9 protein-coding genes are annotated in these 14417 nt (G+C 70.7%); 3 read left to right on the top strand and 6 right to left on the bottom strand.

Features of this window, described 5'->3' with window-relative positions:
- The first annotated feature begins 71 nt into the window (after positions 1-71).
- On the top strand, positions 72-1547 hold the full coding sequence (locus ACWIHT_RS10425) for a glycoside hydrolase family 3 N-terminal domain-containing protein (protein ID WP_456166503.1): 1476 nt from the start codon (positions 72-74) through the stop codon (positions 1545-1547).
- A gap of 3 nt (positions 1548-1550) precedes the next feature.
- On the opposite strand, the gene ACWIHT_RS10420 is transcribed toward ACWIHT_RS10425, so the two are convergent.
- Positions 1551-2807: a glycoside hydrolase 5 family protein gene (locus ACWIHT_RS10420; RefSeq protein ID WP_456166501.1), complete on the bottom strand. Its 1257-nt coding sequence runs from the start codon at positions 2805-2807 to the stop codon at positions 1551-1553.
- 8 nt (positions 2808-2815) lie between these two features.
- On the opposite strand from ACWIHT_RS10420, the gene ACWIHT_RS10415 reads away from it, so the two are divergent.
- Together ACWIHT_RS10415 and ACWIHT_RS10410 are read left to right on the top strand one after the other, a co-directional pair.
- A complete protein-coding gene (locus ACWIHT_RS10415; protein ID WP_456166499.1) occupies positions 2816-3835 on the top strand; it encodes an N-acetylglucosamine kinase in 1020 nt (339 codons plus the stop codon).
- Positions 3832-6054, top strand: coding sequence for a glycoside hydrolase family 3 N-terminal domain-containing protein (locus ACWIHT_RS10410; RefSeq protein ID WP_456166497.1), 2223 nt, complete (start codon positions 3832-3834; stop codon positions 6052-6054). Before ACWIHT_RS10415 ends, ACWIHT_RS10410 begins: the two co-directional genes overlap by 4 nt.
- Here ACWIHT_RS10410 and ACWIHT_RS10405 read toward each other — a convergent pair.
- From ACWIHT_RS10405 to ACWIHT_RS10385, 5 genes are all read right to left on the bottom strand, one after another.
- The gene (locus ACWIHT_RS10405; RefSeq protein ID WP_456166495.1) at positions 6044-6928 is read right to left on the bottom strand and encodes a carbohydrate ABC transporter permease; all 885 of its coding nucleotides are present in this window, start codon (positions 6926-6928) and stop codon (positions 6044-6046) included. The genes ACWIHT_RS10410 and ACWIHT_RS10405 overlap by 11 nt on opposite strands.
- Complete coding sequence (locus ACWIHT_RS10400; protein ID WP_019071384.1) at positions 6925-7941, bottom strand: carbohydrate ABC transporter permease; 1017 nt, start codon at positions 7939-7941, stop codon at positions 6925-6927. The genes ACWIHT_RS10405 and ACWIHT_RS10400 overlap by 4 nt, the downstream gene beginning before the upstream one ends.
- A complete protein-coding gene (locus ACWIHT_RS10395) occupies positions 7941-9311 on the bottom strand; it encodes an extracellular solute-binding protein (RefSeq protein ID WP_456166493.1) in 1371 nt (456 codons plus the stop codon). Before ACWIHT_RS10395 ends, ACWIHT_RS10400 begins: the two co-directional genes overlap by 1 nt.
- 128 nt (positions 9312-9439) lie before the next feature.
- Entirely contained in the window at positions 9440-10069 is a 630-nt protein-coding gene (locus ACWIHT_RS10390; RefSeq protein WP_456166491.1) for a peptidyl-prolyl cis-trans isomerase, read from the bottom strand.
- Positions 10066-14292 (bottom strand): glycoside hydrolase family 38 N-terminal domain-containing protein, encoded by a 4227-nt coding sequence (locus ACWIHT_RS10385; RefSeq protein WP_456166489.1) that lies wholly within the window; start codon positions 14290-14292, stop codon positions 10066-10068. Before ACWIHT_RS10385 ends, ACWIHT_RS10390 begins: the two co-directional genes overlap by 4 nt.
- Positions 14293-14417: the final 125 nt, after the last annotated feature.

Raw genomic sequence — 14417 nt, 5'->3', positions numbered from 1 at the left:
GAATTCATTGCCTGAATCAACAATCCATCGGTTTGTTGACTTTAGGTTGAGCGAGCCATTTGAATTCCAGTATGACCCACGCCGAGCGTTCGTCCGCCGCCCTCGCCCTCCCCGTCGACCTCGACGAGGCGGCCCACCGCTGTCTGGTCGCGGGCTTCGACGGTGTGACGACCGTGCCGGACCCGCTCAAGCGCCTCATCGACCGCGGCCTCGGCGGGGTCATCCTCTTCACCCGCAACATCCGGGACGCCGGGCAGGTGCGCCGGCTCACCGACGAACTCCGCGCCCTGCGCCCCGACCTGCTCGTGGCCATCGACAACGAGGGCGGCGGCATCGGCCACCTGGTGCACGCCGACGCCCCGGACGCCCCCGGCTCCTACGCCCTCGGGGTCGTCGACGACCCGGCCCTGACCGCCCGCTGCGCCGACGCCCTCGCCGGCCACCTCGCCACCCTCGGCATCACCGCCTCGTACGCCCCCGTCGCCGACCTCCAGCACCAGCCGCGCAACCCGATCGTGCGCACCCGCTCCTTCGGCGCCGACCCCGAACTGGCCGCCCGCCATCTGCGCGCCTGGATCACCGCCACCGACATACGCGGCATCGCCTCCTGCGCCAAACACTTCCCCGGCCACGGCGGCACCATCACCGACAGCCACCACGGCCTCGCGATCGACCCGCGGCCCTACGACGAACTCCTCGTCGACCTCGAACCGTTCCGCGCCGCCGTCGCCGCGGGCGTGCCCATGCTGATGAGCGCCCATGTCGTCTTCCCGGCCCTCGACGCCAACCGCCCCGCCACCCTCAGCCGCCGCATCCTCGGCGACCTGCTCCGCCTCGACCTCGGCTTCGACGGCGTCCTCGTCAGCGACGCGCTGGAGATGAAGGCGATCGCCGACGAGTACGGCGAAGCGGCCGGCGCCCGCATCGCGCTCGCCGCCGGAGCGGACCAAGTCATCGTCGCCGTACCGGACTTGGCGGTCACCCTGGCCTGCCGCGACGCCGTCCTCGACGCACTGCACGCCCGCATGCTCGCCGAGGAGCGGGTCTGGGAGGCAGCCGGCCGGGTACGTCGCCTCGCCGAGCGGTACGCCACGCCCCGCAGGACAGTCACCGCCTGGGACGCGAACGCCGGTCTTGAAGCCGCCCGGCGCGCCGTACGCACCCGGCCGCTGCCGCCGCCCGTGCGCGGCGCCCATGTCGTCGACCTGTTCCCGGCCCCGCACCCCGCCCTGAACTGGGGCGGCGAGGACCTCCTCACCGAACTCCGCGCCATCGACCCCACGGCCACCGGCACCGCACTCACCGAGGAACCGGCCGACCCCGCCGCCCTCGTCGACGCGATCGGGGGCCGCGCCGCACCGCTGGTCATCGCCACGTCCGACGCCGCCCTGCACCCCTGGCAGGCCCGACTGCGCGACACCCTGGTGGCCCGACGGCCCGGCGCGATACTCGTCGACACCGGCCTGCCGGAGGGCGGCACCCTCTGCTCCTACGGCCGTGGCCGGGCCAACCTGCGGGCGGTCGCGGAGGTACTGGCCGACGCGTGAGCATCACGGCAGGTGTACGACTTCCCTGATGCCGCGTGCCGCCAAGTACCCCTGGTCAGCGGCCCGTTCGGCCAGGACGACCGCCGGACGCAGGCCCTCCGTGCGCAGCCGCATCCACTCCTCGAAGTACGCGCCGCCGGGACCGGACACCGACCGCGTGCCCGGGGTGCAGTCCAACACCAGGGCGGTGTCCCGGAGTTGGACGGTGTGCGGCTCGGCGATCGCGGCGGCGAAGGCCTCGGCGATCGGCTTGGCACGGCCCGCCGAGTCGAACAGGCCCAGCGTGTATTCGAGTTCGGGATAGTCGGCGAGCGAACGGTCCACGTCGTGCGAGCACCACCACGTCACACCCCACAGCCCGTCGCACTCGGCCGCGTTGCGCACGGTCGCGCGCGCGAACTCCGGGGCGTCGGCCGCCGGGATGTGCGGCTCCGGCGCACCCGTCTCCTGGACCCAGACCGGCCGGGCCGGGTCGACGGCGTACGCCTTCGCCAACTCCGTGCCGTACTCAGCGAGATGGAGCACCTGCGGGGAACGCGGACCGTAACGGCGGGCGCAGTCGCCCGAGAACACCCACGGATGCACGGTGGTCAGATCACCCTTGCGGGCCGAGGCCTCCGGGGTGAACGGGTGGTCGTCGCCGTACCAGGCGGCGTCGTACGCGGAGTGCGTGACCAGCCGGTCCGACGGCAGTCGCTCGCGGGCGGCGGCCAGCAGCGTGTCGAGATAGTGGTCCACCTCGTCCGCCGTCACCGGGTTGTGCTCGACCAAGTTGTTGAGCTCGTTGCCGAGTTGGAGACCGATCAGGTTCGGGCGGTCCGCGAGGGCGCTGCCCAGAGTCCGCAACAGCTCCGCCTGGGCCGTGATCGCGTCCGGGTCGGTGAACACATTGCGGTGGTGCCAACTACGGGTCCACTCCGGGTAGAAGTCGAAGCTGGAGAGATGCCCCTGCACGCCGTCCACAAGGACGTCGAGGCCCGCCTCGCCCGCCAGGTCGACCAGGCGCACCAGTTGATCCACCGCGCTCCTGCGGATCAGCGTGCGATTGGGCTGGAGCAGCGGCCAGAGATGGAAGATCCGCACGTGGTCCAGGCCGAGCCCCGCTATCTGCGCCAGGTCCTCACGGGCGTGCGCCGGGTCGAAGTCGTGCCAGGAGTGGAACCAGCCGCGGCGCGGCGTGTAGTTGACGCCGAAGCGAAGCGTAGGAATGGGATCCTCCCCGGGTCCGGTCTTGCCCTCCGTGAATGTATCAACCACCATAGTCAGTAATGAGCAATGATTTGAACCAGGAATTCATCGGTGATCTCGGTGATCTCGTCGTCGGCCTCGATGCCGGCGGCACCCGCACCCGCGCCGTCCTCGCCACCGCCGAGGACGGCCGCCCCCTCGGCGAGGGCGCCGCCGGGCCCGGCAACGCCCTGACCGTCCCGGTCCCGCGCATCACCGATCACCTGGTCGAGGCGATCCGGCAGGCCGTACCGGAGCGTGCCCGCGCCCAAGTGGTCGCCGTGGCCGGCGGCTTCGCGGGCGCCACCGCGGCCTCCACCGAGGAACCGGGCCACGTCAACGCCCGCACCGCCCTCACGGCAGCGCTGCGCCACCTGGACATCCCGGCCGAGCGGATCCGCGTCTGTAGCGACATCGAGGCGGCCTTCGCCTCCGCCCCCGGCACCCCAGCCGACGGCCTCGCCCTGGTCGCAGGCACCGGCGCGGTCGCCCTGCGCATCACCGACCGCCGCTCCACCGCCACCGTGGACGGCGACGGCTGGCTCCTCGGCGACGACGGCAGCGGCTTCTGGATCGGCCGCAGCGCGGTACGGGCGGCACTGCGGATGGCGGACGGACGCGGACCTACGACCATCCTGGCCGGGTCCGTCGGACAGGCACTCGGAGTGCCGGCCGAGGCGCTGCCCGGCATCGCCGACTGGTCCCGCGCCCACCGCGAGGCCTACCGCATGCACGTCCTCCCCGCCGTCATGGCCGAACTCCCCATCCACCTCGCCCGCTTCGCCCCCCTGGTGGTCGAGGCGGCGGCGGAGAAGGACACCGTGGCGGAAGGGATCCTCGACCAGGCGGCGGACCAACTGACCGACACGGTAAGGGCGTTGAATCCGGCCCACGGTGAACGGATCGTCGCCACCGGCGGACTGCTCGGCCCCGAAGGCCCCTTGACGGCCCTCCTCACCGCCCGCCTCCACACCCTCGGCCTGACCCTCGACTGGGTACCGGACGGCTGCCGCGGCGCGGTCGCCCTCGCCCGACTCGCCTACGACGGTGACGACCGATGACCGACACCACCACGCCCCGCTACCGGGACCCCAACGCCCCTGTCGACAACCGGGTTTCCGACCTCCTCGCCCGGATGACCCTGCGCGAGAAGGTCGGCCAGCTCAACCAGCGGATGTACGGCTGGGACGCCTACCGCCGCACGCCTGAGGGGTTCCACCTCACGGACGCCCTACGCGCAGAGACCGCCCGCTTCGCCGGACTCGGCGCGCTCTACGGCCTGTTCCGCGCCGACGCCTGGTCCGGCGTCGACCACACCAACGGCCCCGGGGCCCAAGACAGCGCAGCCCTCGCCGAGTTGGTGCAACGCCATGTGATCGACAGCAGCCGCCTCGGCATCCCGGCCCTGCTCGTCGAGGAGGTGCCGCACGGCCACATGGCCCTGGACGGCACGGTCCTCCCGGTCAACCTGGCCGTCGGCGCCACCTGGGACCCCGACCTGTACGAACGCGCCGCCGCGCACGCCGCCGCCGAACTCCGCGCCCGTGGCGCCCACTTGGCCCTCGTCTCGGCCCTGGACATCGCCCGCGACCCGCGCTGGGGCCGCACGGAGGAGTGCTTCGGCGAGGACCCGCACCTCGCCGCCCGCCTCACCGAGGCGCTCGTCCGAGGCATGCAGGGCGACACGACAGCCGGGTTCGCCCCCGACAAGGCCCCCGTCGTCCTCAAGCACTTCGCCGGACAGGGCGCCACGGTCGGCGGCCGCAACTCCGCCGAGTCCGAACTCGGCCTCCGCGAACTCCACGACATCCACCTCCCCGCCGCCCGCGCCGGAGTCCGCGCCGGGGCCGCCGCCCTCATGTCCGCCTACAACGAGGTCGACGGCCTCCCCTGCTCCGGCAACCGCGCCCTGCTCCACCAACTCCTGCGCGAGGACTGGGGTTTCGAGGGCCTGGTCATGGCCGACGGCCTCGCCGTGGACCGACTGGCCCGCATCACCGGCGACACGGTCTCGGCAGGCGCCCTCGCACTCAACGCCGGTGTGGACCTGAGCCTCTGGGACGAGGGCTTCACACATCTGGAGGAGGCGGTCGAGCGGGGCCTGGTGAGCGAGGCCGCCGTCGACGCGGCCGTGGCGCGCGTACTCCGTCTGAAGTTCCGCCTGGGCCTCTTCGAACGGCCGTACAGCACAAGCGAGTTGCCCCCTGCCACACAGGGCAGGGAACTGAGCACCGCACTGGCGCGCGGCGCGGTGACGCTGCTGCACAACAACGGCGGAATCCTGCCCATCCCGCCGACCGTCTCCCGCATCGCGGTCATCGGACCCCAATCAGCCACCTACGCACACCAGTCGGGCGACTACACGGCACCACAACGCTCCGGTGTCAGCGTCCTGGACGGCCTACGGCGACTCGCCCCGCCCGGCACCGACATCCGCCACACCCCCGGCTGCGCCCTCACCGGCGACGACCTCTCCGGCATCCCCGAGGCGGTCGCCGCTGCCGCCGCCTCCGACCTGGCCGTCCTGGTGCTGGGCGGCAGCAGCGCCCGTACCCCCGACACGGAGTTCGACGCCAACGGAGCGGCACGGAACGCCGTTTCGGAGATGACCTGCGGTGAGGGCGCCGACCTCGCGGGCCTGCGCCTCGGCCACGCCCAGCACGCCCTCCTCGACGCGGTCACCGCGACCGGCACCCCCACCGCCGTCGTCCTGATCCAGGGCCGCCCGCACGTCGTCCCCGAACGGGCGGGCGCGCTTCTCACCGCCTGGTACCCCGGCCCGTGGGGTGGCGAGGCCATCGCCGAGGTCCTGCTCGGCCGCACCGAACCGACCGGCCGCCTGCCCGTCTCCGTCCCCCGCTCGGTGGCCCAACTCCCCGTCTACTACAACCACAAGGACATCGAGTACGGCGGCTACGTGGACGCCGACGCCGAGCCGCTCTACTCCTTCGGGCACGGGCTGTCGTACACGAGCTTCGCGTACGGTCCGCCGCGACTCGCGGGGGACGGGATCGAGGTCGAGGTCACCAACACCGGGAAGCGGCACGGGCGTTCGGTCGTCCAGGTGTATGTCCGGCGACTGCTGACTCCCGTCTGGCCGCGCACCCTCGAACTGCACGCCTTCCAGGACGTGGACCTCGCACCGGGCGAACACCGCACAGTCGCCGTCCCCTTCGGCACCGACCGGTTCGACCAGGTCGGTGCCGTCGAGATCCGCGTCGCCCAGTCCTCCCGGGCCGCACTCGCCGTAGAACCCCTCGTCGTACGCCTCAGAGCTTGACCGCTCCCGCCGACACGCCCTTGTAGAACCAGCGTTGGGTGATGACGAACAGCACCAGAACCGGGATCACGGAGATCACCGAACCGGCCATCACCACCCGCTGGTCGTAGCCGAACGACGAACTCTGCAACCGTGACAGGCCCAGCGTCAGTGTCATGTGGTCCTCGGAACGCAGCACGATCAGGGGCCAGAGGAAGTCGTCCCAGGCGCTGATGAAGGTGTTGATGGTGACCACCAGGATCGCGCCCCACGCGGACGGGAGATAGAGGTAGCGGAAGCGCTGCCACTCGCTCGCGCCGTCCAGCATCCCGGAGTCCTCGATCTCGCGCGGTACGGCGAGGAACGCGCCGCGCATCAGCAGGACGTTGATCGCGCCGACGAAGCCGGGCAGCCAGACGCCCACCACGTTGTCGACCAGGCCGAGGTCGCGGATGCTCAGGAACAGCGAGACCATGATCGACTCGAAGGGGAACATCATCGAGGCGACCAGGAGGATCCAGACCGCCCGGCGGCCCTTCCAGGCGGGCTTGGAGAGCATGTAGCCGGCCGTCGTGGAGAACAACAACTGGCTTGCCACCGACAGGAGTACGACGATCAGGCTGTTCCTGATGTACGTCGCCACCGGGACCTGGCTGAAGACCTCGCGGTAGGCGTGCAGGGTGGGGTGGTGGGGCAGCAGGGAGGCGTTCGCGCCGAAGACGTCCTCGCCCGTGCCCTTGAGCGAGGCCAGGAACTGCCAGATCAGCGGGCCGACGGTGAGGCCGAGCACGAGGAGCAACAGCAGGTAGCGGAGGAGGAGTTCGCGGGGGCGGCCGTAGTCCCGCCAACGCGGGGTCAGGCGCCGGGACTTGGGCCGCACGGCGGTCGCCGTCATGACTCGTCCTCCTTCGTGAGGCGCTGTGCCAGCAGGGTCAGGCCCAGGGTGAGAACGAACAGCGCCACACTCACCGCCGAGCCGTAACCGGCGTTTCCGGTGATGGGGTCGAGGCCGACGTCCCGGATGTAGAAGGGCAGCGTGCGGTCCGCGCCGCCGGGGCCGCCGGTGGAACTGCCGAGCATGTAGATCTCGGTGAACACGCGCAGCGAGCCGATCCCGGTGAGGGTGCCGACCAGCATCATCGCCTGCCGTACGCCGGGCACGGTGATGTGCCAGAAGCGGCGGGCGGCTCCGGCGCCGTCCATGGAGGCGGCCTCGTGCAGTTCCTTTGGAACGTTCCCGAGGGCGGCCAGGTAGAAGACCATGTACCAGCCGAGGCCCTTCCACAGGGTCAGGCCCATCGCGGAGAGCAGGATCAGCCACGAGTCGGACAGGAACGGGATGGCCGACCGGATCAAGTGGGCCTTCTCCAGCCAGGTGTTGACCAGTCCGTCGTCCGCGAGCAGCCACTGCCAGCTCAGACCGACGACCACGCTGGAGGCGAGCACCGGCGTGTAGAAGGCCGAGCGGAAGAAGCCGATGCCGGGGAGGTTCTTCTCCACCAGGACGGCGAGCAGCAGCGGCAGCAGCACCATCAGCGGGACGACGATCACCGCGTACAGCACGCTGTTGCGGGTCGCCAGCCAGAAGTCCGAATCGTCCAGCATCCGGGTGTAGTTGGAGAGCCCGACGAAGTTCGCGGCACCGCCGAGCGGCTTGGCGTTCGTGAAGGACAGCAGCACGGTGTTGAGGAACGGGAACACCCCGAACACCGCCGCGCAGACGATCGCTGGAGCGGTCCAAAGCCAGGGCAGCCACCAACGGCGGTACAGGGCCGCCCCGTTGGCGCCGGGGGCCGGGCCGGGAAGGACGGCCCGGGCGAGTCGGCGTATGCGGGACGTGCCCGGTGCGGAGACGACGGCCTCCGCACCGGGCACGGTCACCGGCTTCGCGGTCTGCGTCGCCACCATCAACCAGCCTGCTTCAGCAGCTCGTTGGCCTTCGCCTGGGCGTCCTTCACGGCCTGCGCCGGGCTCTTCTTGCCCTGCATCGCCAACTGCACCTGGGACACGATCGCGTTCTGCACGGCCGGCGAGAGGTTGGTCTGGTAGGCCGTGGTCGTCTTGAGCTGGTCGGCGACGAGCTTGCGGGCCTGCGCGAACTGGTCGCTGCCGCTGACGTTCTGGAAGAACGGGTCGTCGAGCGAGGTGGTCGTGGTCGGGAAGATCACCACGTCCGGGTCCTTGGCCCAGGCCGTCTGGTTCTCGGCGTTGGTGAGGAACTCCGCGAACGCCAGCGCCACGGGGGCGTGCTTGCTGGTCGCGGCGACCGAGACGTACTGCGGGGCGCCTGTGGTGTGGCCGAGCGCGTCGAACGGCTGCTGCCCGACACCAGTCTTGGCGTAGATCGAGGGGCTGTTCTGCTTCACGAACCGCACATAGCTCGGGTTGGTCGAACCGTAGGCGACCTTGCCCTGCGTGTACGGCGTGGACGGGTCGTTGCTGGAGGACAGCGAGTCCTTCGGCATCGCGCCCTCCTTGTACAGCTTCGCCATCCACGCGACCCACTGCGTGGTGCGCGGATCGTCCGCGAACACGGCCGACTTGCCGTCGCTGGAGAGGGTCTTGATGTTCATCTGGTCGAAGTCCGCCGGGATGCGCCAGATCGGATTCGCCATCGTCGCGTAGTACTTGCCCTTGGCCGACTTGGCGATCTTCTCGTAGTCGGCGAACAGCCCGAAGATCGTCGTCGGCGGCTTCGCCGGGTCGATGCCGGCCTTCTTCAACAGGTCGGTGTTGTACGTCAGGACGATGCCGCCGGTGTACCAGGGCAGCACGGTGTGCAGTGCGGAGCCCGAACTGTCCTTGAACGTACTGGACTTCCAGAACGCGGGGACGAACGGCTTCCCGGCGTCCGGGTCTTTGACGCCGAGGTTGAGCAGATACCCCGCCTTCGTGAGAGCCGTCGCTGTCTCCGCGTTGAGGTTGATGACGTCCGGCAGCGTGCAGGCCTGGGCGTCGGCCACGTTGCGCTGGGTGAAGGTGCTGTCGCCGGGATCGTCGATCCACTTCACCGACGTACCGGGGTGGGCCTTCTCGAAGGACTTGATGACCCCGTTGAAGAACGTTCCAAAGTCTTTCTTCAGGTTGGTGGTCTGGAAGGTGATGCCGCCCTTCACCTCGCCGGTCAGCTTCCCGGACCCCACATTGCCCTTGTCGACCTTGCAACCGCCCGCGGTGGAGTCGCTGTCGCCCGAGCTGCCGGACAGCCCGCAGCCGGCGGCCGTCAGGGTCAGGACGATGATCCCCACCATCGATCCGGTCAGTCTTCCTGTGCGCATCGCTGCCCTCCTGAGCATCAGCCAACAGCTGGTTCAATTAACCAACTTCGACTCCGATTGATGAAAAGGTGGACCAGAATTCATCGGAGGTCAATGGTTCTCGTGTTGCTTTTAGGTTCCGACGGAGATCAGTGCCGGTGTTCGTGGTCCGGGTGCGCCGGATCGCCGGGGTGCTCATGCCCGGCGGTATACACAACTCCGGCCTTGGCCTGGTCCAACCAGCCGAAGAAGGCCCGCCGCCCCGCCGCCCGCCGCAACTCCCGCGCGACCCCCTCGCGTGCCTCCTCGTACGGCACGAAGTCCTCCGATGACACCCCGCCGAACGGGTCCACCCCTCGCCGCAGCGCCTCCGCCGTGAGGAAACGGTCCCGGTTGCGGTCGTAGTAGTCCCGTACGGCAGCCTCCGCGACCTCCTGCTCGCCCTCCAGCTCGGCCAGCAGCAACCGGGCGGCCGGGGAGTGCGCGAGGGCCGCCGCGACGATGCTGCCGAGATCCGCGACATCGGTCTCGGCGACGGCGAGCACCCGGTCCGGCGCCACTTCGGCAGGGGGTTTCAACCCCCGTTCCGCGCACGCCCGTTGGGCCAGTTCGTCGATGACGACGACCTGGGTGGCCCACCGCCGTCGCTGCCGCTCGGCCCGCGCGAGCGCCTCGGGCCGGGTGGCGTCAGGATCCCGGGCCGGTACGGCCGCAAGCAGCGCGTCCACCCGCCTCTTTGGAACGGTCCTGCCGCGCACCACGGCCGCGTGCTCCGTCACGGCGTCACCTCCAGCTCGACGGCCTCCGTATAGGCGACACAGCCGTGCCAGGCGACCTTCGCGAGCAGCCAGTACGACCCGGGCGGCACCGCCGAACCGTCCACTTCGATGACGCATTCCTGCTCCGCGCCCCCGGCCACCGTGAACCCTTGGCAGCCGGGTGTGACTCCGGCCCAGGTGCCCCACGAGGAGACGGCCCAGAGGGTGCCGTGGACCGGTCCACGGGTGGTGTTGCGGAGGGTGACGGGCACGCGGGCGCGCTCACCGTGGCGCACGCTGACCCGTTCACCTCCCAGAGCGGACACAAGCGTTGGACCGTGGTGTCCGTCCGGCACATCCAGTGCCACAGTGTCCTCGTACGTCTGCCCGCCGTACGCCAACCGGGCCGCGAGCCAGTGTCGGCCGGGCACTGGCTCCGGCGGCGGAGTCACGGTCACCTCGGCCAGCGTGAACCCGCCGGGGCCCAACGCGTAAGGCAGTTCGGCGGGTTCGGCGGTCCACCCGTCCGGCACCTCGAAGGTCACAGTCCCCGACACCGGCGCGTCGGTGAGTTCCGAGCCGACCCGGACGGTCGCGGTCACTGGTCCGGCGGCGGTGAGTGTGCCGGGGGAGAGGTACACCGACACCGGCATGTTGCCGCGCGGTGCGGGGCCGGAGTTGTGCAGCCAGTAGCGGGTGTGGATCGGCTGCGCAGGCTCATGTGTCGCGATTCCAGGCCCCGTTGGGGACTCGACAGTCGTGGTCGCCAGCACCGTCGCGACCTCGAAGCCGGTCAGGTCGACGACGAGCCCGCCGTCCCGCTCCGGTGCCAACTCCTCGCCGGGCGACTCCAGTACGTCGGCCCGGGCACCCTCGGTCCAGTCCTGCGGCCCGCGGAACCGGGCCCGCACCGGCCGCCCGTTCACCTCGTGCACCCTTACGACGACTCCGCGCCCCGGGTCGACCGGTACCGCGCTGCCCCGGGCGAGCGGCGAGCCGAGCGGCTTGAGGGCGTCGAGGACCACCTCGCCCGCCGGTTCCAGGGCGAGCAGGGCGAACTTCCTTGGCAGGGTGCCCTGTTGAGCGGAGGTCCGCAGGCGGGCCGTCAGCGGGTGGTTGAACTCATGTCCGGCCTGGGGGAGCCGGACGTCCCGCCAGTCGCCCGCGCCCGCGACCACCGCGTACTCGAACTCATGGCGCCAGCGCTGGAGTTGGAAGGCGGAGCCGTCGGGGGCCGTGCGGCGGGGCGGGTCGACCCAGATGCCGGACGGCCAGCCGGTGCAGGAGCGCATGAGGGACATGTAGAGGTCGCCGGAGGTGGTGACGACACAGCCCGGTGTGCCCCGGTTGAGGACGGCGAAGCTGCGGCCGTCCCAGGCGTCGCCCGGCGGCAGGGCCTCGCAACCACCCGCCGCCGTGGCCGTGATGACCGCGTCGTCGAGGTCGGCGATCAGCGCGTCGACCGCCTTGGCGTCGTCCTCGGGGCGGGCGCCCGCCACCACGAGCAGCGGCAGCCGCTCCAGGTCGCGCAGGTCGGCCCCTGGCACCCACTCCTCACGCAGCCCGGCACGCGGCGCGACCCACACCGCCGCCACACCCCGCTCGGCCAACTGCCGACGCAACTCGCGCCCGGCGGCCGGGTCCCAGCCGAGGGCCTCCGCGACCACCGAGTTGCGCTCAGGCGTGCCCACCGCGATCCGGAAGTCCGGGAGATTGGAGTCGACTTCGAGGTCTCCGTAGCGCGGACCGCCGGCGATCGTCGAGGTCGCGGTCACCCCGACCCGGACGAGGGCCGCCGCGAGCGGGGAACCGAGTTCACCGGCCAAGTCCCAATCGGAGTAGATGAGTTCGGCGACACCGATCGACCGATGCCCGAGCAGCCGCCCCGACTCGTCGTGCACCGCGACCCGTGCGGTGGAGCCGAGCCCGAACCAGGTGTTCGCCGGGTTGTCGAGCGTCCACGGGAACTCCTCGCTGTCCACCTCGACGAACCCGAACCCGCGCCCGATCACCGCGTCCGCCACCTCGTGCACCGGCAGTCCGCCGGTCACATCGGACGGCCAGCGCACCCGGATCAGCCGGTCGGCGCCGTCGTACCCGTCGATCGTGGTGGTCACGTCCAGGCGCGGGACTCCCGCCCACAGCGTCAACCGCTGCGTGTACCGGAACAGCCCGAGGTCGGCGCTGACGGTGATCCGCGAACCGGCGGGGGAGTGCTGGACATCGATGTCGGCGGTGACGTCCCGGCTGCGGGCGGCGGTGGTCCCGGTCGGGGTGAGATGCCAGGGGCCCTCGCCGAAGCGCGGGTGCCTCGCGTACTCCTCCTGTACGACGAGTTCGTTGCCGATGTCACCGTCGCGCAGCAACTCCCGTTCGTCCTCGCCGAGTTCACGCAGGCTGTTGACGCCGCCGCCGCGCGCGGGGTCGACCGTCACCTCGTAGAACTCGTTGCGGATGGTCAGGCCCTCGCCGGGCGTCCACTCGGGTACCGAACCCTCGGCGAGCGGGAGGGCCTTGAGGCCCATGCCGGGTACTTCCGGTACGACGACACGGAGTTGGTCGCCCTCGCGTACGGCGGGGAGGGGCAGGCCGGTGTCGTCGAGGGGGACCAGGCCGGGATCCGGGACCGTGAGGACATCCCGGCGCTCCCAGGTCGCCGAGTTGAACACCACCAAGTCGTCAGTCGCACCCGGGAGTTGGGCGACCTTCCCGGCGATGGCTTCCGTCGCGTCGGCGTGCACCGCTTCCACCAGGTCGTACAGCTCGCGCCAGCCGGTCATCAGGTCGATGTACACCTGGTCCGACTCGGAGCCGGTGATCGCGTCGTGGTGGGCGCCGTAGATGAGCTGTCGCCAGGCCTTGTCCAACGCGGCGTCCGGGTAAGGGTGTTGGGCTACCAGCGAGGCCAGGGTCGCCCAGGCCTCGGCGTCGGCGAGGAGCGTCTCGCCGTACCGCTGGGCCTGCTTGGTGTCGATGTACGAGACGTCCTTGCCGGTGTAGATCGGGTTCATGTCCCGGGTCTGCGGCGACGCCTTGCGGCCCTCGGCCGCCAATTCGGCGCGGACGGCGGCGAAGAAGTCCCGTGGGATGCCGCTGACGAAGCGCGGCCAGACGTAACGGGCTTTCCAGTCGCGGTGGATGTCCATCACCCAGCGGCACGGCGGCGCGTAGTCACCGCCGACCGGGAGCAGGACGTTGCGGGTGAGCGCGACCTTCTTCAGACCCCGGAACAGCTTCAGTGCCGCCGCTTCGGCCTCGGGGAGCGTGGGCGCGTTGTCGATGGCCCAGCCGGCGCCGTAGTGGTTGACCATGTAGGCGGTGAGCAGCCCGCGCCCGGAGGGGGCGATCCAGCTGAACTCGGCCGGGAACTGCATGCGTTGGGGATCGCGCGGTTCCTCGCCGAAGACCGAGAGCGTCGGCCCCCACTGGTGGAACGGTCCACGCGCCCACGAGCTGGAGGAGACTCCCGCGTCCGCCATCAGTCCGGGGAACTGCGGGTCGTGCCCGAACGCGTCGAGCTGCCAGGCGGTTTCGGGCGAGGCGCCCAGGATGCCGCGCTGGAATCCGTCCCCGTACAGGGCGTTGCGTACGGTCGCCTCGGCGCCGGTGAGGTTGGTGTTCGGCTCGTTGTACGTGCCGCCCATGATCTCGACGCGGCCGGTGCGGATCAACTCCCGTAGAAAGGCGCGCTCTTCCGGGAAGGCGTCCCAGTACGGCTTGAGGTAGTCGACCTCGGCGAGGACGAAGGTGTACGCCGGGTCGCGGCGGGCCAGGTCGCAGTGGGCGCGGACCAGACTCATGCCGGACTGGCCACGGGAGTCGAAGGTGCGGGCGGGGAGACCGGTGGTGGCCGGGTCGTCGGCGACGTCCCAGGTCTCGGTGTAGGCGCCCTGGGTGTTCCACCAGACGGGGTCGTAGTGGAAGTGGCTGACCATGAACATGGTCCAGCCGGGTTCGGCGGCCGTGAACTCGGTGGTGAGGGCGGCCAGTTGATCACCGTCGGCCGCCGTTGTCTCCATCGCGCACCGCTCGCCGGGCGCGAGTTCCGACGTCACGGGTATCTCGACGTGCGCGGTGCCGTCCTCGCCCACGACCGTCTCCGCGCTGCCGCGTACGCCCGGACCCTCGACCGTGAGGTGGACCGTCCGGCCGGGGACATGGGCGAGGTCGACGGCCACCACCTGGAGCGGATGCTCGGCGGTGCCGACGAACAGCTCGGTCGACAGGGCAGCGGTCACGCGCATGGGTCTCCTACCAGAGGCTCGGCGGAGCGCCCATCCTGACACCGTGAAGATGATTCAAACAACCATCCCCGCGTAACTTCGGTGGTTCATCCATGCAGACTCGGCCGAGATCACGGCCGGCCCGG

It is taken from the genome of Streptomyces sp. NPDC002276, assembly GCF_053891435.1.
Note: the sequence above shows the minus strand (reverse complement) of the source record. Positions and strands in the feature narration are given on the sequence as shown.